Source organism: Roseibium porphyridii (assembly GCF_026191725.2).
Classification (GTDB): domain Bacteria; phylum Pseudomonadota; class Alphaproteobacteria; order Rhizobiales; family Stappiaceae; genus Roseibium; species Roseibium porphyridii.
Window position 1 is genome coordinate 1,614,861 of record NZ_CP120863.1, and the last position, 20,744, is coordinate 1,635,604.

At 55.7% G+C, this 20,744-nt stretch carries 16 protein-coding genes; 3 read left to right on the top strand and 13 right to left on the bottom strand.

Annotated elements, in window-relative coordinates:
- The first annotated feature begins 236 nt into the window (after positions 1–236).
- Both K1718_RS07545 and K1718_RS07550 read left to right on the top strand, forming a co-directional pair.
- Positions 237–2,573 (top strand): WD40 domain-containing protein, encoded by a 2,337-nt coding sequence (locus K1718_RS07545; RefSeq protein ID WP_265683465.1) that lies wholly within the window; start codon positions 237–239, stop codon positions 2,571–2,573.
- A gap of 145 nt (positions 2,574–2,718) precedes the next feature.
- Entirely contained in the window at positions 2,719–3,606 is an 888-nt protein-coding gene (locus tag K1718_RS07550; RefSeq protein WP_265683466.1) for a protein-L-isoaspartate O-methyltransferase family protein, read from the top strand.
- A 127-nt stretch (positions 3,607–3,733) separates the two neighbouring features.
- Here K1718_RS07550 and uxuA read toward each other — a convergent pair whose 3' ends face one another.
- The 8 genes from uxuA to K1718_RS07590 all read right to left on the bottom strand — a co-directional run bounded on the left by uxuA (position 3,734) and on the right by K1718_RS07590 (position 12,596).
- Positions 3,734–4,948: a mannonate dehydratase gene (gene uxuA / locus K1718_RS07555; protein WP_265683467.1), complete on the bottom strand. Its 1,215-nt coding sequence runs from the start codon at positions 4,946–4,948 to the stop codon at positions 3,734–3,736.
- Positions 4,945–6,054 carry an ABC transporter ATP-binding protein gene (locus K1718_RS07560; RefSeq protein ID WP_265683469.1) on the bottom strand — a complete coding sequence of 370 codons (1,110 nt, stop codon included), beginning with the start codon at positions 6,052–6,054 and terminating at the stop codon, positions 4,945–4,947. Before K1718_RS07560 ends, uxuA begins: the two co-directional genes overlap by 4 nt.
- A gap of 31 nt (positions 6,055–6,085) precedes the next feature.
- A complete protein-coding gene (locus K1718_RS07565) occupies positions 6,086–7,138 on the bottom strand; it encodes a carbohydrate ABC transporter permease (RefSeq protein ID WP_152500353.1) in 1,053 nt (350 codons plus the stop codon).
- Positions 7,131–8,099, bottom strand: a complete 969-nt coding sequence (locus K1718_RS07570) for a carbohydrate ABC transporter permease (protein WP_152500354.1) — start codon at positions 8,097–8,099, stop codon at positions 7,131–7,133. Before K1718_RS07570 ends, K1718_RS07565 begins: the two co-directional genes overlap by 8 nt.
- A gap of 68 nt (positions 8,100–8,167) precedes the next feature.
- Positions 8,168–9,442 carry an ABC transporter substrate-binding protein gene (locus tag K1718_RS07575; protein WP_265683472.1) on the bottom strand — a complete coding sequence of 425 codons (1,275 nt, stop codon included), beginning with the start codon at positions 9,440–9,442 and terminating at the stop codon, positions 8,168–8,170.
- 32 nt (positions 9,443–9,474) lie between these two features.
- Positions 9,475–10,530, bottom strand: coding sequence for a Gfo/Idh/MocA family protein (locus K1718_RS07580; RefSeq protein WP_265683475.1), 1,056 nt, complete (start codon positions 10,528–10,530; stop codon positions 9,475–9,477).
- Positions 10,527–11,546 carry a Gfo/Idh/MocA family protein gene (locus tag K1718_RS07585; RefSeq protein ID WP_265683478.1) on the bottom strand — a complete coding sequence of 340 codons (1,020 nt, stop codon included), beginning with the start codon at positions 11,544–11,546 and terminating at the stop codon, positions 10,527–10,529. The genes K1718_RS07580 and K1718_RS07585 overlap by 4 nt, the downstream gene beginning before the upstream one ends.
- The gene (locus tag K1718_RS07590; RefSeq protein WP_265683479.1) at positions 11,547–12,596 is read right to left on the bottom strand and encodes a Gfo/Idh/MocA family protein; all 1,050 of its coding nucleotides are present in this window, start codon (positions 12,594–12,596) and stop codon (positions 11,547–11,549) included.
- A 128-nt stretch (positions 12,597–12,724) separates the two neighbouring features.
- Between K1718_RS07590 and K1718_RS07595 the strand changes: the two genes are divergently transcribed.
- Positions 12,725–13,444, top strand: coding sequence for a GntR family transcriptional regulator (locus K1718_RS07595; RefSeq protein WP_265683482.1), 720 nt, complete (start codon positions 12,725–12,727; stop codon positions 13,442–13,444).
- Between the two features lie 34 nt (positions 13,445–13,478).
- On the opposite strand, the gene K1718_RS07600 is transcribed toward K1718_RS07595, so the two are convergent.
- From K1718_RS07600 to K1718_RS07620, 5 genes are all read right to left on the bottom strand, one after another.
- Positions 13,479–15,728 (bottom strand): glycoside hydrolase family 2 protein, encoded by a 2,250-nt coding sequence (locus K1718_RS07600; protein WP_265683484.1) that lies wholly within the window; start codon positions 15,726–15,728, stop codon positions 13,479–13,481.
- A 185-nt stretch (positions 15,729–15,913) separates the two neighbouring features.
- On the bottom strand, positions 15,914–16,927 hold the full coding sequence (locus K1718_RS07605; protein ID WP_265683486.1) for a LacI family DNA-binding transcriptional regulator: 1,014 nt from the start codon (positions 16,925–16,927) through the stop codon (positions 15,914–15,916).
- Between the two features lie 177 nt (positions 16,928–17,104).
- Positions 17,105–18,127 carry a substrate-binding domain-containing protein gene (locus K1718_RS07610; RefSeq protein WP_247649407.1) on the bottom strand — a complete coding sequence of 341 codons (1,023 nt, stop codon included), beginning with the start codon at positions 18,125–18,127 and terminating at the stop codon, positions 17,105–17,107.
- A 55-nt stretch (positions 18,128–18,182) separates the two neighbouring features.
- Positions 18,183–19,196, bottom strand: coding sequence for an ABC transporter permease (locus K1718_RS07615; RefSeq protein WP_152500362.1), 1,014 nt, complete (start codon positions 19,194–19,196; stop codon positions 18,183–18,185).
- Between the two features lie 10 nt (positions 19,197–19,206).
- Complete coding sequence (locus tag K1718_RS07620) at positions 19,207–20,721, bottom strand: sugar ABC transporter ATP-binding protein (RefSeq protein ID WP_265683489.1); 1,515 nt, start codon at positions 20,719–20,721, stop codon at positions 19,207–19,209.
- Between the last annotated feature and the right edge of the window lie 23 nt (positions 20,722–20,744).

The following is a 20,744-nucleotide window of genomic DNA, read 5'->3' on the forward strand; positions in this document are numbered from 1 at the left end:
CGAAGTATTTTAGCTTTCTTACTTTGTGATTTTACTTGATTTCGCAAATAGATCCAGATCTGAAGTGTGTATTAATTGAAGTGTTATTCTTGGCGGCTAAAACTGGTTAATGCTTCACTGCGCGTTTTGTGCCTGTCTCGCACCGTTCCGGAACACATGCCGGCAAGCTTTTCTTGGAAGCGACCATCGGCAGTGTCATAATGCGGCGGTTGCCATTGCGACTTGGAGACAGCTTCATGAAGCCCGCAATTGCTTTGCGCTTTTGTCGGAGAACGGTCTTTCGACGAATGATTGTCCTGTTGGGCCTTTGTGTCGTCAGCAGCGCGTTTGCCGGTGAACGCCTACAAGAAGACAAAAGCCCGATATCGCAAAAAGTCGACTTGAGTGAAGGTTTCATCGCCGGCTTGTCGGGCCATTGGGCGGCCTCAATCGACTATATCGCCTGGTCACCGGACGGTACGCGCGTTGCAACGGCTCCGTGGGGTCCGTTCATTACCATCCGGAATGTCGATACCGGTGAAGCGAGCGCAGTCCTTTTTGGTCACAAGGGGGAGGTGATCGATCTGGCCTGGTCTCCGGATGGAGCGTATCTTGCAACTGCTGCAGAAAGCGATCCGGCGCGGCTGTGGGATGCTCGTACGGGCTCCCTGATCGTCGAATTTGACGGAGGCCTTCCGGATGATTCAGCCGTCGCGTGGTCTCCGGACGGATCTAAAGTGGCCGCGACGATGGCAGGTGGGGTCGCACTGTGGTCGGTGACGGAAAATGTCGGTGAGTTCTTTCCGGCGACCTATTCGACAGCTCAGGCACTTGCTTGGTCACCGAGCGGCAAGCATCTTGCACTTGCTTCAACCGACTATGCGACCTCTGATCCAGGTTTCGACATCTTGGTATTTGATCCCGAAACTGGTGAACAGACCAACGTTCTGAAAGGGTTCGACGACACCATTCTGTCGCTGGCCTGGGCACAGAATGGCGAATTTCTTGCCGGTGGATCACAGGACCGCACGGCGCGCGTTTGGAATATCGATACCAGTGAGCTGGTGCTTGAAATCGCTGACTTTGAGGATGATGCCGAAAGGGGGATCGCCTGGTCACCAGACAGCCAGAAAATCGCATTTGTGCTTGGCACCAATGATGTCCGCGTGGTCGATGTCTCGTCTGGCAAGACAGCTGCTGAACTGGCCTGTGGAAGTCCGGACTATGTCTGCGTCAACGTTGCCTGGTCTCCCGACGGAGGAGCGATCGCCGCCGCAGGCGATGATGGCGGACTGCGGCTCTGGGAAACAGAAAGCTTTGGCCAAACCTATTCAAGAGTGGACGAAAACAATTGGATTGGTGCTCTGGAATGGTCTCCGGATGGAGGACGTCTTGCTGCCGGGTATTCCGATGATGCGCTCAGGATTTGGGATAGAAAGAGCCAGGAGACAACTCTGACGGTTCGCGGTCAGGCAAAACCAGTCGACCGCGTTGCCTGGTCGCCCGTCTCAAGTCGGGCCGCAATGGCTTTAGAGGACGGGCGTATCATCGTCTGGGACGAAACAAGCGGGAAACTGGTTGATGAACTCACCGGTCATGAGGCTGAAATCCGTGTCTTGGCTTGGTCGCCCGACGGCTCACTTTTGGTGTCCGCTGACCGAGAAGAGGTGAACATCGTCTGGGACATGGCAACTGGTCGGAAGCTTGTAGCTCTGAACGGCCATACCAACGACATTCTCACGCTTTCCTGGTCTCCCGATAGCACACAAATCGCCACCGGATCATGGGACGAGACCGCTCGTGTCTGGGATGCGCGCACCGGCAGCCAGGTTTGGCTCCTGGAGGGCCATCAGGATACAGTTCGTTCCGTTGCCTGGTCTCCGGATGGTGCCAGGATCGCAACTGGCGGAGACGACAGTCTTGTGCGTGTGTTTGACGCCAGGACGGGTGCCGAAATCTCCCAGTCGGCAATCCATGAAGACAGTGTTGAAAACCTCGCCTGGTCGCCGGAGGGGGACCTTTTGGCGAGTGCTTCAGAAGATGGAACGGTCAGGATCTGGGATGAAAAGGCAGGCGAGGCGAAGAGTGCCTTTTGCTGTACCGTCGACAATTCAACACAGCTTGCCTGGTCGCCGGACGGGTCTCGGCTTGCCTCATCCATGCGCGCTCGTGTGGTGATCTGGGACCGGGAAAGCGGCGATGTTCTGACAACTGAAACCAGCTTTTCACACTACCCGCAGTTTCTTGTCTGGTCGCCTGACGGAAAGTTCATTGCCGCGGGGTCTGAATTCGCCCCGGCGCGTGTCCACGGGACAAGACATGGCTGGTGGGTTCGAGAATTCAATCGCGATCAGAGAACCTTCAATTGGCTCGATTGGGGCGGGCCGGAGGGAGCCATTGTTGTTGGTGACGAGGCGGGTCTTGTTGAAAGCCATGATCTCTTTGAAGGACGGCGCAAAGCTTTTCTGATTGGCCAGGAAAGTGGCTGGTTATCCTGCGACTGGCCGGCAAGCACCTGTCTTCGGGCAGATCATGGCATGTTGCTGCAATCGGTCGAAAAGGATGGATTGAAAAGGATCCCGATGCCGGATTGATCAACCTGTCGGAACAAGCTCGTAGATCACCTGCCTGTCACCTTGTGCAAGCGTCTCGGTTGCAATTTCGATTTCTGCATGCGTCGACGCAATTATTCCGAAATCTTGTTTTTTGATAGCGCCAACTCAATCGGACAAAGCGAAGATGACACCTGAAGAACTTGCCATCGTGCGGTCTGCTTTTGCCAAGCAAATCTGTGCAACCGCCGGTGTTGAAGCCAACAAAGACATAGAGCGTGCATTCAGCCGAGTGCGCAGGGAAGATTATCTGGGGTCGGACCCATGGAAGGTTGTTGACCTCGCACACTGCCCCATTCAGCTTGCCGAAAACGACCCGGTCTATGCCTATCAAGATGCACTGTTCGTGTTGTCCTCGGGGCGTGGCGTCAATAATGGCAGTCCATCGCTTCATGCCAGGTTGCTGGGGGCGCTTGCGCCAAAAGCCGGCGAGACAATTGTCCATCTGGGAGCCGGGACCGGCTACTATACGGCGCTTCTTGCCGAGCTTGTCGGACCGGATGGTCATGTTGTTGCTGTAGAGCTGGACGACACGCTAGCGCAGATCGCGCGACCGGCGCTGGAAAGCCGTGCCAATGTCACGTTTCACGTTGATGATGCAGCGGCCTGGCCCAAAGGCGAAGTCGATGGCATCTACGTGAATTTTGCGGTTCTGGCGCCATTGGAAAACTGGATAGAAGGGCTTGCCCCCGATGGCCGCCTGGTCGTTCCGCTTGGTGTCCCGGGAAAACCCAATCGGCCTGCCGGTCCCCGGTTTTCCCGTCATGGAGCAGCTTTTCTCATTAAGCGTTGCACTGCAGGTTTTTCCGCCTCGCGGATATGCCAGGCCTTTTTCATTCACGCAGAAGGTGATGCCGGCTCAATGAAGCCGCAGGAAGAAGAAAGACTGCAGGACGCCTTCCGGCGCCCCGGCATCGAATTCGTTCAAAGTCTCATCTGGCAAAGACCCTCAGACCCAACCCGCTGTTGGTTTTCATGCGCCAACTGGGCCTTGTCATACGACCCGGTTGACTAGCAAGCCCAACCTATTTGCGCAGCTGGATGAGGTTTTGGGCGGCGGGCAAACGTTTTCAGTGCCTCGGGCTGAATGCTCTCCAAGCTTGGCAGGATGTTTCAAGGTCAACTTCCAAAACTTAGCCGACTTAACTTCTCGTCTTTCTTTCAAATGCTGACATGACACCTCTTAGTTCCGCCAGCCCGCGCATGCGGCCGATCAGGGGGTAGCCGGGCATGCTTTCGATGCTCAGGTCGCTGAGGAGGTCCTGGCCGTGGTCCGGGCGCATCGGTATTTCGTGGTCGTCTCTGCCTTCCGCCCGCCTGCGTTTTTCCTCTCTTAAGAGAGCCTCGACAACACCGACAATGTCGATATCGCCCTCCAGATGGGCTGCTTCGAAAAAGCTGGTTCTTGCGCGGTTTGCAGGGGCAACACGCATGGTGCTTCTCAAATGCGCGAAATGGATCCGCCCGCCAAGCCGTTCCACGAAGCCGACACCGTCAAACTCCGGCGAGACCCCAAGCGATCCGGTGCAAAGCGTTATGCCGTTGGCATTGATGTCAACTGCCTCCATGACACGTCGGTAATCGTCTTCCGTCGACATGACCCTCGGCAGTCCCAACAAGGAGAAAGGAGGATCATCGGGATGGCAGCAAAGACGCAGGCCGAGCCTGTCTGCTTCAGGGGCAACCTCGGAAAGGAAGTCGATCAGATGCTGGCGCAATGTGTCCGCTGAAACATTCTGGTAGCTTGATAGATGCACTCGGATCTCGTCGAGTGTCCAGGTGTCGTTTGCTCCCGGAAGACCGGCCACGATGTTCTGCTGGAGAGCCTGGTGTTCCTGATCGCTGAGCTCGGAAGCCCTTTGCCGGGCTCGCTCACAAAAGTCGGCGTCATAGTCGTCCGAAGCTCCCGGTCGCTTTAAGAGAAACAGATCAAAGGCGGCAAAGTCGAGAAGGTCGAACCACATGGCTGTTCCGCCGTGGGGAAGCTTTCGTCTGAGATCCGTTCGCGTCCAGTCAAGAACCGGCATGAAGTTGTAGCACACGGTCTTGATGCCGGAGGCAGCAATGTTCTGCAGGCTGGTCTTGTAGTTTGCCACATGCTCTTTGAAGTCCGCCGATTGCAGTTTGATCGCCTCTGAAACCGGCAGGCTCTCCACGACATCCCAATGGATCGGTGTTGCGCTTTCAGGGCCGCCGCGGGAAATCATAGCCTGCCGCTCAACAATGGCCTCTTTGCTCCAGACTAGGCCGGGTTTGATGTGATGCAATGCGCTGACGACGCCCTGCACTCCGGCCTGATGCAATTCATGAATTCCGATTGTGTCGTGGGGACCAAACCAGCGCCAAGTCTGTTTCATTGAGCAGTTGCCTCGGAAGTGTTGCCGGTTCTGTTTTTGCGCAGCGTCAGTCCGGTTTCAGTGTCAAAAAGATGCGTTGTATCGACATCGACTTCCAGCAGAAGCTTGTCGCCGACGGAGACATCCACCTGCCCCGGGCGATGGACTGTTATGTTGTCCCCCATGTCGCTGACTGCGTAGATGTAGGAATCGCCCCCCAGTTGCTCTACCGATCTGATGTTCGCATTCAGTCCATGGGTCTCGTCGGAACCGGGCGCGATATCGTTCGGCCGTATTCCCAGCGTTACTTTCGCGCTGTCTGTCAGGTGGAACCTGGATTCAGGCAGTTCAATGGTTTCGCCGTTTTTCAACAGGAGGCGATTGCCCTGAAGTTCGCCTTGAATGAAGTTCATCTTTGGAGAGCCGATGAAGCCGGCAACAAAGATATTGGCTGGATCGTTAAACAGATCCAGCGGTTTGCCAAACTGCTCGACCAGCCCGCTGCGCAGCACCGCAATCTTGTCGGCCATCGTCATGGCCTCGACCTGATCGTGGGTCACGTAGATCATGGTGTTGCCGAGCTGACGGTGCAGTTGGGCGATCTCAGAACGCATATCGACGCGCAGTTCCGCATCAAGATTTGAAAGCGGTTCATCAAATAGAAAGATGCGCGGTTCGCGAACAACAGCACGACCGATTGCAACACGCTGGCGCTGTCCACCCGACAGATCCCGTGGCCGACGGTCCATCAATTCGTCGATCTGCAGCATCTTGGCGGCAGCATTGATTTTTTCCTCTATGACCGGTTTTGGCGTCTTCAGGTTTTCGAGCCCGAAGGAGAGGTTCTGGCGCACGTTCATATGCGGGTAAAGTGCATAGGACTGGAACACCATTGCGAGCCCGCGTTCGGCAGCAGCGACATGATTCACCTGGTCGTCGCCTATAAAGAGATCGCCGCTTGTGATGCTTTCCAGTCCGGAAATCATCTTCAGCAAGGTGGATTTGCCGCAGCCCGACGGGCCGACGAAAACGCAGAATTCACCGTGGGCAACTTCCAGGTCGACACCCTTGATGACCTCAACGGCACCGTAGGATTTTGTCACATTCTTCAGTCGGAGATCGGCCATTGCTGCGCTTCCCGCTCATTGTTTGTTTTGGTTATTTGCCACCAGTCGAAGCAATTCCGGTTGCGATGTATTTCTGCAAAAAGGCAAACACGAAGGCGACCGGTAGAAGGGTCAGCACCGTCATGGCTAAGAGGCTGCTCCACTGGGTGGTCATCTCACCCTGGAAGGAGTTCAGCGCCAATTGCAGTGTGAAGTTTTCAGATCTGGACAGCGCAATCAGCGGCCAGAGGAAATCATTCCAGCGCCACATGATGGCAAGGATCGCCAGAACGGCAATCGCAGGCGCGCTCAGGGGAAGGACAATGCGCCAGTAGATTTTCCACTCACTTGCCTTGTCCATGCGCGCAGCATCCAGGATTTCGTCCGGAATGGTCAGCATGTATTGCCTCAAAAGGAAAATCCCGGTCGGCGTTGCGGCTCCCGGCACAATGACACCCCAGAGGCTGTCGAGCATCCCGAGTTCCTTGGTTACGATGAACAAGGGAACGAGAACCACGGTTTGCGGGATCATCAAAACCCCTATGACCATGGCCATGACGGCGGCTCTGCCACTGAACTTGTATTTCGCCAGGGCGAAGGCAGCCATTGAATTCACGATCAGCATGATCACCGTTGCCACGACCGTGATGAAGGTGCTGTTCCAGAAAAAACGCAGAAAATCGAATTTGCTGAAGAGATCGGTGTAGTTTTCGGTCGCAATCGAGATCCGTTCGATCGGTTCCCGGTCCTTCAGGTTGATCTTGATAATCTCCTCCGGCGCATCGAGGCGCACAACCTGGGAGGTCAGGCCGATCCGCCGAACCTGCGCAACCGTCTCACCGGTCAGGTCTCCAGCGACGACCTTGTAAAGCGGCAGGGGTTTGGAGTACCCCTCCAGTTCAACTGTTTGGGCTGCATAGGGAAGAAAGCGGGGTGGAAACCGGTCGAGTTCTGCATCCGTCTTGAAGGATGACATGACCAGCCAGACAACCGGGCCAAACATCAGCAAGATGCCGAACAGCAGATAGGCGTAGGTAAACCAGTCCGTCCAGTGAAGCTTGCCGTGACCACGCGTCCGGGTCAAAAACTCAAGTGTCTTAGCCATCTGCGTTCTTCCTCGTAAACTTGAGCTGGAGGAAGGTCAAAGCTGCCAGGACGACTGCAAGAATGATCGACGCTGCTGAGGCAAGGCCAAACAGCCTTGGTGCTCCGGCAAAACCCGTCTCGTAAATGTATTGGATGATCAGTGTCGTGGCTGAACCCGGACCGCCTCCGGTGAATGCGTACACCTCATCAAACGTCTGAACGCCTTTGATGAGTGCCAGCACCATCACGACGAGCATTGTCGGCATCAAGAGAGGCAGTGTGATCCGGTAGAAAGTGCGGAAAGGCTTTGCGGCATCCATGGTTGCCGCGTCATAGACATCTCGCGGGATCGCTTGCAGGCCCGCCAGGAGGATCAGGGTATAAAACCCCATATGCGCCCAAACAGACAGGAACACAGACCATGCGAAGGCCCAGTTCCGGTCAAGCATCCAGATAACGCGTTCCAGCCCGAGTTGCTCAAGGCCCGCATTCATAAGACCGTTTCTCTGCAGGATCCACTTCCAGATCAGGGCGACAACGACCGGAGACAACAGCACGGGAAAGAAGAAGACACTTCGAAAAAATCCGCGGGCACGAATTCTGCGGTTCAGGATCAGCGCAGTTACCAGTGAAACGCCCACCATGATCCCGACCTGAAGGACTATGAACAACAGCGTGTTGTGAACGGAGCGCCAGAACAGATCGAGTTCGCAGCTGTTTGCATCCAGATAGTTGGAGCAGGCTGTTAGAGCGGCAAAATTATCGCCAGCCACATAAGTTCTGTCCCAAAGCATGATGTTGTCAGTGCCGGTAAAGGCATAAGCAACGTTCAAAAGAATTGGCAGGAACGCGAACAGGCCGAAGAGGACAAGGTTGGGCAAAAGGAACACCCAGGCAATTGTATGCCCTCGCAGATACTTTTGTGCATGCCTCATCGGGATGTCGATGAGGTCCATAAAGAAGGAAACAATTCTGATCATGACATCTTGCCCGCCAATGCCGAAGGGGGCGGGCGCAGGGTGCGCCCGTCCTTAAGAGCTAACTGGTCTTATTTGCCAGCTTCCGCCAAGGCGGTTGCGAGGTCTTCCTTCGCCCGGTCCATGGCGTCTTCAACGCTGAGCTCACCGACAATTGCCTGTGAAACCCTGGACAGGGTGATGTTGAACATGGCCCGGTTGTTCTTGTAGCCCTGATACTTGAAGGCGACAGGCAGGATCTTGGCGACCTGCGCTCCCCATGCGTTCAGCGCGTCGTTGGCCTTTTGTGAGGCGTCGATATAAGTCACGCCCTTGGCCGCCACACCCGAATGCGCCGGAATGTTGAGCGACTTTGCGGTGAGTTCGGTGTAGTTGTCTTCCTGAGCGAGATAGTCGATCAGCTTGGCAACGGTTTCAGGATGTTTCGTGTCCTTGAAGCCGACAAAGCCCGCGCCGCCCGGCATGCCGGAACAGCCAGCAGCACCGCAAGGTGATCCCACGACTTCCCAGTCAAAGGCGTCGCCGATGGACGAATCCATCCGCTGCACTTGCCAGCTGCCCGAGAAGTAGTAGACGAGTTCGCCGTTGATGAACTCCTGCGCTGCATCCTGGTAGCTGGTGCCACCGCTGGCGCCCCACACGTCACGGGCCATGGTACCGTCATTGTGCCATCCGACAAATTTGTTGACGTATTCCGTGAAAGCGTCATCGACGAGGATCGGATCGCCGTTTTCGTCAAACAGTTTGGCACCATAGGAAATCGCAGGACCCGCGATGCGGTGACCGGACCGGTCCATAGCCATCGGGAATGGGGTTTGCGTTGCTTCGGCGACCTGGCGGGCAGCCTCGGCCCAGGTGTCCCAGTCGGCATCAGCTGCCGGAATTTCGACACCGGCCTGTTCGAACAGGGTCTTGTTGATATAAGGACCTGTGATCGTAAGCTGCGAATGCATGCCATAGATGCCATCGTCGTCCGGTCCCGAACGGTACCAGTTCAACGTGTCGCCAAACGACGTTTCCCAATAGTCGCGATCCACGTAAGGCGCGAGATCGAGATAGTACTCGTTGAGCCCGCCGAGATCCGTCACCTTGGCGATATCCGGACCGGTTCCGGCTGCAAGCTGAACCGGCAGATTTTCCAGAATTGCCTTGTACGGCACCTTGTCCATGACAACCTTGACGCCGGGATTGTCAGCTTCAAAGCGTTGAATGATTTCCATCGCGGCTTCGCATTCGTTGCCGTCTGAGGAACACATGAGCCGAATTTCTTCAGCAGATGCCGCTCCGACGCCCAGCATGAGCGATGCGAGTACGGCACCGCTGGCAAGTTCGAGTTTCCTGTTCATCTTTACTCCTCCCTTTTCAGTATTCAGGTCAGCTATTTTGGCTTCCAGCCTGAATAAAGCTCGTTGTCGGCAGTCAGTGGCAGGCTTATCGACCTGTTCTCACGTGCTGCCTGGTAAATCGCGCTGACGAGCTCAATGGATTGTCGCCCGTCTTCCGCGCTTACGGCAAGTGTGCCGCCATTTTCCAGTGCGTCCGCCAGGGCCTCAAAGAAGCCGGCAAACCCTGAAAGTCCATCCTGCACCCCGGACAGGACGTCATCGATTTCCGCCTGCTTGACGGGCGCACGGGCAACGAATGTCCATTCACCTTCAGCCGGCGCATATGGTTCGCTGCCACTTTCGGCCGTCAAACCTTCAAAGCAGAACCGAATACGGCTGGTGTTTGTCGAAGCACCGAGGGTGATCGAACTGGTTGCCACACTGCCATTGGCCATTTGAAATGAAATTGCAGCGCAATCTTCCACTTCAATGTCGTTCACGCGCGTGGCGACTGCAGCGTTCACACGCGCCGGAGCACCCATGACCGTAGTGAGCAAGTCATGATTGTGAATGGCATGGCCAAGAACAGCGCCGCCGTTTTCGCCTTCCCAGGTTCCGCGCCAGGGCACCGCGTAATAGGCTTCATCCCTGTCCCAGTGCGTTTCAAGACTTGCGGCATAGGGCTTGCCCGCAAGCCCGGCATCGATCAAGGCCTTCAGTTTGGCCATGCCCGGCCCAAAGCGATACTGGAAGACCGGGGTCAGGCGCCGGTCTGCCTTTCTTGCGGCGGCCACCAACTCGTCAGCTTCCTTGAGCGAGGTCACCAGCGGTTTTTCGCAAACCACATGCTTGCCGGCTTCAAGGGCCTGCATCACGACGGGGTAGTGAAGGTGTGGCGGCAGACAGACATCCACCAGATCGATGGCAGGATCGGACATCACCTTGGAAAGATCCGTCTCTACCTGAACGCTGGTGCCCGCGACGACATCCGCCGCACGTTCAACATCCAGATCGCACATGGTTTTGACGGAAAACCTGTCGGGCAAAGCGCGATAGCCTTCCAGATGGGCCCGGCCGATCCCGGCGCCAATGATTGCGACCCGGATCATGATTGGCCTCGATCTTCGGCAATGCGCTGTGCCTTCAGTCCAAGCTCCATCACCTTGAAGGCGTGGGCTTGTGGCATTGCGGTCTCCGAGCGGTTTCTGATGTCGTCGCTAAGACGTTGGAAGTAGGGCAAACCGGCTTGTGAACAGTCGATCTTTTCGCAGCGTGTGCCGTTCACCAGGAACAAGTGATCGATGCCAGGCGCTCCAGCCACGTCGACATATTTGCGCAGCTCAATATAGCCCTGCGTTCCCAAGATCGTCAGTCTGCCATCACCCCAGGTCGGGAGCGCATCGGGCGTATACCAGTCGACACGAATGTAACCGTGTCCCTGGGAACTGCGCAGCACGATTTCGCCGAAATCCTGCAGTCCTGGGCGATGCGGGTTGGCGTAGTTTGCTACGCTTGCAGCGGTGATCTCGGCATCTGTTGACCCAGTGAAAAAAAGAAACTGGTCGATCTGGTGCGATGCTATATCCGTCAGGATGCCGCCATAGCTGTCGCGCTCGAAGAACCATTCAGGCCGGGTGGCTTCGTTCAGTCGATGCGGTCCCATGCCCAGAGTTTGGACCACCTTGCCGATAGCGCCTTCCTGAACCAATTCCGCAGCTCGCGTAACGCTTGCGACTTCGAAGCGTTCAGAAAAGTTCACGGACCAAATACGGCCAGTCCGTTCAACACAGTTTTTGATCGCATCCAGCTGTTCCAGCGTCGTGCAGCCGGGCTTGTCGACCATGACATCCTTCCCGGCCTCCATCGCGGCAATCGCCAACTCCGCGCGTTGCGCGGGCACAGACGCAATCAGCACGAGATCGATGGCAGGATCGTTGAGAATGTCTTCCAGGTTCTCGACCATCGGAACATCCGGAAACCGTTTTGCAAAGCCTTCGTGGGTTTCAGGTTTTCCCAGTGTCCACCAGGATGCAAATTCAGCCCCAGCCTGTTTCATGTTCTCCGACATTCCAAAGATGTGTCGGTGATCAATTCCCAACGCAGCAAACTTGAGGGGTTTTGACATTCAGGACTCCAATTGGGGGATTGCTACGGCTGACTTTTGCGTAGCCGATTGGATCAGGGCCTGGATCAAACGGTGCACGCGCAATGCCTCGCGACCGCTGCATATCGGTGCGCGTTTGTCGACAATTGCGTCGGCCATATCCTCGATCACCGCCTGGTGCCATTCGTGCGTGAATGCCATCGGGTCGGCTCCGCCACCCGTCGCGCTTTCCTCGCCGAATGTGTCGATGCTGCCATCATGCATCAGGAGCTCCAGTTGACCGGACTTCAGGACTGCAGATCCATGCTGGCAATGAAGGGTGATCGATTCCGCGCCGCCGGGAAAACTTGCCGTACTGGCAACGAGAGAGCCGACCGCACCATTGTCAAATCGCAACCCGGCACTGACAAAATCTTCTGCTTCCAGGTCGTGAAGGGACGTCTTTGCCGCCATTGACTGAACTTCGATGATCGGGCCAGTTAGAGACAAGGCAAGATCCAGTGTATGGATTGCCTGTGAAATCAGAACACCACCACCGTCGCGTTGATAGGTTCCGCGACCGGGTTCGTCGTAGTAGGACTGCGCCCGCCACCAGGGAACCGAGATCTCCACCATGGCGATCTGTCCCAATGTCCCTTGTTTCAGGACCCTTTTCAGCTGTTTGGCGGAAGCGCGCATGCGATGCTGAAAGACAATGCCGAGCGGAACTGCAGCGGTTTCGCAGCGCCTGACGATTTCTTCTGCTGCCTGATAGGTCCGCTCAATCGGCTTTTCCATGAGGATTGGAAGGCCGCGGTCTGTAAGTGCTGAGACAATGTCCGCCCGGGCATTTGGCGGTGTGCAGACAATCACGAAATCCAAGTCCTGATCGGACACCAGTTCCTGAAGGCCTGCATAGGCCTTTGGCGCTTTCGGGAAGATATCGGACGCCTCGGTTAAGAACGCTTCGGCGCTTTCCTTGCTGCGCGAAAGAACGCCTCGCAATGAAACCTTGCCGTTTGTGGCGGCAATGGCGCGTGCATGGGTCTGCGCCACCATACCAAGTCCGATCAAGGCTACTTGCATACTCATTAGGACCTTCTCGACCACCTATAATTATCAACTAGCACACCGGTATACCGGTTGTAAATAGATGTGTGTACCGGTATACCGGTAGGTAAGCATCTGGAAATTTCCTGTATCAATTTGGTCGAAACGCAATGACGACAACTGCCAATAGTCCGGCACGCACGGACCTGGAATTCAAGCGCATTGACGCTTCCAAACCTGCGGGCGATCAGATCTTCGGGTCGATAAAACACGCCATCCTGAATATGGATCTACAGCCCGGATGCATTGTCTCTGAGGCTGAAATTGCTGCGAAATTCGGGGCCAGCAGAACGCCGGTTCGAGAAGCCTTCATGCGCCTTCGCGAGGCGGGACTGGTGGTCACCTATCCCAGCCGCGGCAATTTTGTTTCCCGGCTGAACAAGGAGAAAATCCTTGAAGCCCGCTATTTGCGGGAAGCCCTTGAGATGGCGAATATTCGCCGCCTGGCCTCCGGCGGCTTGCCCAGTGCCTCACACGATCGCTTGCTTGAAAACCTGCAAGCGCAGGAAGACGCTGCTGCGATTGGCGACGCAGTCGTTTTCGGAAACCTGGACGATGTGTTTCACCTTGAACTTGCCGAAGCAACGGGATTTCCGCGTGCTGCACAGGTTCTGGAAAAGGAAAAGATGGTTCTCGACCGACTGCGCGTTTTATCTCTCCGAGACAAGAACCATCTGGGATTTCTGAAAGACGAGCATGCGCGGATTTTTGAAGCAATCTGCGCTCAGGACCTCTCAGAAGCGGTGCGTTTTGGTGAATTGCATTTCTCTTCCATCTTAAAGGTCTTGTCCGATCTTGAGATACGGCACTCGGACTATTTCGATGATTGAGCCGCAAACCGTCGGTTGCCGGTGCAGGGCAGGGCTATTCAACCTGAAGAGTAATCCTTCTTTCGGGAAACCGGGATGTTTTCACACTGATATTCGCACGTCCCTTTTGTCCTGACTGAGCGCGCACCCAGAAGCCGGTGCCGCCACCTCTCATGGCGACTGTCGTTGGCCCGATGAGTTCAATCGGTCCATCGAGTTCAATGGAAATGCTGTCATTGATAAAGGCGAGCGGATTGCCGACCTGGTCCAGCGCCTTAGCCAGGACGCGCGTTTCGTAATGGTCCGGATTGAGCGTCACCAGATCCGCTTCCAGGCGCAGCTCTGTTGCCAAGGGGTTGGCGACAAACTTCCGCCTGACGGCCACCTCACCATTCAGGTAACCGATAAATTCTACATCCGGCCAGTCATGCCCCCAGACCCCGAGGGCGTCTTCGGCCTCCGTACTCAGCGGGAGGCAGAACGGTGGATGCGGCAAATGAGGAAAGTTCTTTCTGTCGCGGAAGATCTCGAAGCTGTTGCCATTGGAATAGGTCATTCTGATCTCGTCGCAATTCGACAACACCATCAGAGGAAGCGTGCCGCCGATGTTGCGTTCACCGCGTGCCCATATGCTGACAGGTTCTAAAATCACCTTGCGATCCGGGCTCATCTGGCTTGCATAGGCGTGACCCGCAAGCTTCATTTCCCGAAACATTGTCATGACACCGTGATAACAAACCCTGTCACCGGATCCGAAATCCTGATGGGTGTTGTAGTCGAACATGCACCAGCCAATGCAGCCTGAGACAGCGTCGTCACCATAGGCAGCGTTCAGAATTTCAAGGTGTCGGGTGACATGCTCTATCTGCCGTTGTTCCTGATCGAAGATCTTGGTGGGGTACATATGACCGTTATATTCGGTCACGAGATAGGGCACCGGATTGCTGAGACCCGTGGTTTCCTTCTGGTCTCTCAGCGGCGTCCGTGGACGATTGACGCGAGAGTCTTCAAACGACCCCAGAACGAAATCGTTGAAGGTATAAACATCTTCAAGAAGCGAACTTTCTGTGTCTTTTCGAATGCCACCCGTCTGGCGCGTGCCATCCAGTTCCCGGGCAAGGGTATTCGTGCGCTGATAAAAGGCGTCGTCGTCCGGAGATTCATTGATGCGGACACCCCAAAGCACGATGGACGGATGGTTCCAGTCCCGCTCGATCATGCGCTGCACATTTCGAACGGATTCGTCTTTCCAGGCCTCTCCGCCAATATGCTGCCAGCCGGGTATTTCCTCCAGAACCAGAAGCCCGATCCTGTCGCAATGGTCCAGAAACCATGGCGATTGAGGGTAGTGAGAGGTTCTGACGATATTGCAGCCCAACTCTTCCTTGAGCAGTTCGGCATCGCGTTCCTGCGAAGCTCTGCCCTGTGCATAACCGGAATAGGGGAAGGATTGGTGCCTGTTCAGCCCGATCAGCTTCACTTTCCTGCCGTTGAGAAGGAAGCCTTCCGGTGTGAATTCTGCCGTCCGGAATCCAAAGAATGTCTCGAAACTGTCTTTTGAACCATCTGCGCGCAAAGCAAGGCGGAGCGCGTAGAGGTCTGGTTTATCCAGGTCCCATAGCGAGATGTTTTCCAGGTTCTCGAATGTCAAAACGGACACCTGATCGGTGATAACGTCAGTTGTGCACGTCGCAATGATCTTGCCGTCAGGTGAAACCAGTTCGCCCTGCAGCTGACCTCTGATCGCCGTTTGAGGAGGATTGCTCAACCAGATCCTGGCCTCAACGCCGGGGGCATCGCTCAAGGTGTTTCGCGTCTCGATCTTCACATTCTTGATCGAGATACTGTCAGCGATTTGCAACCACGCTTCGCGATAGATGCCTGCATAGGTCAGATAGTCGATACGGCCACCGAAAGGTGGAATTTCGGGATTTTCCGTTCCGTCGACGCATACGGTGATCAGGCATTCGCCTTCGCGAAAAGCTTCTGTCAACCGGACTTCAAACGGCGTGTAACCGTCCTTATGTCCTGCAATGTGCGTACCGTTCAAATAAACTGATGCATTCGCCATGACACCGTCAAAGACGAGATTGATCTCCTTGTTCTTAAAGGCGTCAGACCATTGCAGCTTCTTTTGATAGGTGAAGGGTTTCTGATAGGAGCGTTCGTCAAAATAGTCGAACGGCAATTCAATGGCGGTATGCGGTAATCTCACCGTGTCGCCGTCGAGGTGTTGACCTGCCATTTCCGGCTCAAAACCAGCGGTGAAGGTCCAGTCTTCACAGAAATTCAATTTCATGGGCATTGGTGGTCCTGTCCGGTGGAATTTGTGGGTCCGGTTGGGCAGATACGCCATTGGAGCTACCCAACCGGAAATACCTGAGGGCGCGATTGCCAGTGGGACGGCTGTTGCAGCCCTCAAGTTCGACCACAATGTGACGGCACCGAAAGTCTGTGTAGTAAAATTTTACTAAAATTTTGATGTGAATTTTACTTCACGCTGTTCCGCCAGATTATCGGAGACTGCAGGACAACTTTCTTGGCAGTGAAGCGTCCGGCGAGCCGTTCCAGCAACAGATTGACAGCTGAAGCGCCAATCTCCTCCGGAGCGAGCCTTACACTTGCCAATGCCGGGTCCAAAAGTTCCGATGCCGGATTGTCATTGAACCCGACAACCGCTACATCCTGCGCCACTTTGAGACCGGCGTCCCGAACAGCCTTGTAGGCTCCAACCGCCATGTCGTCAGTGCAGGCCACAATGGCATCCGGTCTCGGTGTTGCAGCAAGTAACTCACGTGTACATTCAAGACCATTGTCCGTCGTGTTTCCCGCCAGTGAGACGAGAGAGGTGTCGAAAACACCTTTTCTGCTGAGCCAGTCTTTGTAAGCTTCAAATCGTGCTTCGTAGATCTCAGGATGTTCGCCGAGCGAGCACCCACCGATGAAACCAATTCTGCGATAGCCCCTGGATGTCAAACCGGTCATGAGCTGCTCAGTCGCGGAATAAAGATCGTGCCCAACGCTGTCAAAATCGGGTTCTTCGGGCAGGAAATCGGCAAATACGATCAGATTTTGCCAAAAATCCCGAGCCTGTCTGTGAATGCCAGACCCTTGCCCGACAACAATGGCGCCGCGGGTTTTGCCATCCGACTGGAAAAGCTCGGGATAAAGGCGCTTTACCGTTACCACGTGGACATCGAGTTCAAGACACCGGCTCTCGACGCCGTTTTTCAGTCTTGAATAATAAGACCCTTCGGAGACGTGCTTCCAGCGCTCACCAAGTTCGAGGTATATTTCTGAAACTTTCGGGCGGAAAGACGTTCGTCCAGAGGTGTGTGTGCTCCGGCGTTCCTTCAACGGCTTGTAGTCGAGTTCTTCCGCAACGGCGACAATACGTGCGCGGGTCTTCGGTGAAACGGAGATCGTGGCATCCCTGTTCAGAACTCTGGACACAGTTGCAATTGAAGTGCCGACAATTTCAGCAATGTCTTTTAGTTTGGCCACTGGGTCTACTTGCCGGAATGAATGCCGATGGGTGAGAGCGGATTACAACATCCAGAACCTCATAGAATTTGCAATATGTTCGGATTTCAAGGCATCAGCCTCGGATCGAATGCGAGCTGATTTACAAAAAAAGCCCGGCAACACATTGCCGGGCTTTTCTAGCTGGCTTGACCGGACTTAGCGGGCCGGCAAGGGGATCCATTCGGCGACGGAAACATCGGCGTGCTGGAACTGGGGCATCTTTTCGCCAAGGTCTTCCATGTTGCGCACGTCTTGCTCGTTCAGGAAGGACTGTGTGATCAGGGTCGGCGGAACAATGACCTGCTTGCCCGGATCTTCACCGGCCAGCATGAGTGCAAGAGTACGCACGCTGACCTCGCCAACGACGGCAGGGTTGGTGGCAACCGTTGCCGCCCAAGCTGAGTCCGGCTCACGCATGGCGGAGATGTCGGCGGTGGAGACATCCGCGGAATAGATCTTGATGTCCTGGTTGAGACCGGCCTCATCAACGGCGATTTTCACACCCTTCGCAAACTCGTCATAAGGTGCGAATACGACGTTGATGGTCGGATTGGCCTGCAGCACAGAGCGCGCCTGATTGGCAACCGAGTTGGCAATCGGATTGTCGAGCGTGCCGAACATGGCAGCTTCCTTGATGCCTGGGTTGTCTTTCTTGACTTCCTTCCAGGCGATATCCCGTCGGTCAAGGGGGGCAATGCCTGGCACGTAGACATAACCAGCGGTGAAGCTGTTGCCGTTGTCCTTGATCGCCTGATCGAGTGCCATTTTGCCAAGAAGGTAGTCGGACTGCTCGACCTGGGGGATGGATTCGTTTTCGACGTTCACATCAAACGCGACAACCTTGATGCCGGCATCGACGGCCCGTTGGGCAGCCGGTTTCATGGACTCCGTCAATCCATGTTGAATGACGATCCCGTCAACGCCAAGGGCGATTGCCTGGTCGACCATATCCGCCTGCAGAGCCGCATCCTGGCGGCTGTCAAAGACACGCAAGTCGACACCAAGCGCTTCAGCCTGCTTTTCCACGCCCGAAAGATAGGACTGGAAGAAGTCGCCTGTCGAAAGATAGCGCACAAGTGCGATTTTCACGTCCTCAGGCTTGTCGAAGGGTGCGGGCATGTCGGCTGCAAGCGCACTGCCGCCGCCAAGACCCAGGCCGGCCACCATGGCCAGTTTCATGAATTCACGTCTGAGCATATTGTTTCCTCCCAATATGAACGGCGCCCGGCGGGCGTCACGCAGTTCTCCTGCCTCCGCGTCGCGATGACAGGTAGAAAGTAAAGACCAGGGCAGCGACCAGCACGGCTCCCTTGACGAAATCCTGCATGTAGTAAGGGGCATTCATCATGGTCAGACCTTGAAGTAGAATGCCGACAAAAAGAGCACCTGCTGCGGTGCCGAATGCGTTCGGACGGGCTGCACCCAGTACCGCAAAGCCGATCAGGGCAGCAGCCACACTGTCGAGCAGCAAATTGTTACCCGATGCGATGTCGCCGCGGCCCAAACGCGCCGCAAGCAGAATTCCGCCAACCGAGGCAAGCATGCCGGATATCATGTAAGCGACAATCTTGTAGCGGTGGACATTTGTGCCAACCAGTCCGGCCGCTCTTTCGTTTGAGCCGATCGCATACATCAGGCGTCCATGCCGGGTGTAGCCGAGAAACAGCCAGATCAAGAGGGCGATCAGCAGGAAGACGACGACCGGCACGGGCACGAGCCTGTCCAGGAAAAGGTCGAACCGATGACGACCGAGCCAGAGAAAAGCGGCGGAGAAAGTGCCTTCGGCCACCGCCCCGTTCTCAAGGCTCATGCCGGTTGCAATCGAATTGCCCTGTGTCGGAATACGCTGAAGACCGATCAGAAGGAACATCATGCCAAGGGTGGCCAGAAGATCGGGCACACGCATCTTGACGATCAAAAGGCCGTTCACCAGTCCGACGATCGCTCCCATAATGAGGCAGAGTGCAACTGCGACGAAGGCCGATTGTTCGAGGACGACCATCGTATAGGCCGACAGCATCAAAGCCGAGGTCGCAACCGACCCGATAGAGAGGTCAAAACCGCCGACCACGAGGGTGCACGTGACACCGAGGGCCAGGATGCCGGTAATCGCCACCGACTGCAAAATGAAGACAGCCGAGCGCGGGCTGGCAAACCCGCTCGCATAAATCGAGAAGAAAAGCGCGAGCCCGCCCAGAAGGATCAGGAAGCCGTATTTAATAGCGAAATCGAGTGCGTTCTTGTTCATTTTCCAAATATCATCCTGCGAGAGCCAGCCGCTCACCGGGGCCGGACACATCCGCAACCAGGCTGTTCAAGTCGACATTCTTGTTGATGTATTCACCGGCGATTGCCGCCTCGTTCAGGACGACGATCCTGTCCGCAATTTCCAGGGCCTCGTCGATTTCAGCGACAAAGACAAGCGTTGTTCGATTCTGAGCCGTTTGGCGAATATACCGTCCTATATCGCGCCGCGCACCGATGTCGACGCCCTGGAAAGGCTCGTCGAGCAGGAGAATGCGCGAGGCCTTGAGCAACCAGCGACCAATCATGACCTTTTGCTGGTTGCCGCCCGACAAGGTGTCGATGCCGTCGGAATTGGATTGGCAAACCACTCCGATCCGGTCGATCATGTCGTCGGTCGCTTTGCGTTGCGCCTTGTCGCCCAGAAATGAAAATCGGCTGAAGGCTCCCAGAAAGGGCACGGTCATGTTGTTGGCGATATCAAAATCGGGCACGACAGCATTCACGCTCCGATCCTTGGGCGACATGAAGACGCCTTTGGTGACCGCATCCCCAGCACCTGCTGGCTGATATTCCTTTCCATCCAGAAGGAGATTGCCGCCGGAAGGTTTTGAAAGCCCGTAAATGATTTCGGCCAGTTGCGTCTTCCCGGATCCGAGCAAACCGGTAAAGGCGACGACTTCTCCTTCTCGGGCTTCGAAGTCAATTGGCCGACTGTCTTCAAACAGTTTCAGATTTTGGAGCTGAAGAACCGGTTGTCCGCCGGGGACGGGATCGATGTCCACTTCGGTCATCTGATGACCGAGCATTGCATTGACCGCACCGACATAATCGAGAGGCTCTGCTTCGAACAGGCCCGAGATCGCACCATCGCGCATTGTGACGATCCTGTCAGCGATACGCCGAATGTCGGACATGCGGTGAGAGATGTACAAGATCGCCACCCCTTCCGCCCGCAGCCGATCGATCAGGGCAAAGAGGCGCTCGGCCTCGGATGACGAAAGGGACGATGTAGGTTCGTCCAGAATGAGCAGTTTTGGTGCGCGGGCCATAGCGCGAGCGATCGCGATCATCTGCCTGTCGGCGACATCAAGGTCGGCAACACGCATGCGCACGTCCATGGTCAGTCCCATGCTCTCGGCGACTTCGCGCGCTTGCGCTCGCAGCTTCCTGTCGTTGACAAACAATCCGACACCAGGCTCGGTCAAGCGGTCGAGAGTCAGGTTGGTGGCCACGTCCAGATCCGGGATCACGCCGTCGTCGATAGACTGGTGAACCGTTACGACGCCCTTGGATATGGCGTCGGCGGCATCTGTTGGAGAGAATGGTTCGCCGCCAAGCTCAATGTCGCCGCCATCGGCAAAATGGTAGCCGCACAACACTTTCACGAGCGTAGACTTGCCCGCGCCGTTGGCTCCCATCAATGCCGTAACTTCTCCGGACCGCAGATCCAGATCGATGCCTTTGAGGACGTGATTTTGTCCGAAGGACTTTTCCAGATCGCGGAGTTTGCAGGTGACGTTTTGCACCGTTCCTCCCAAAATTTTGCGGG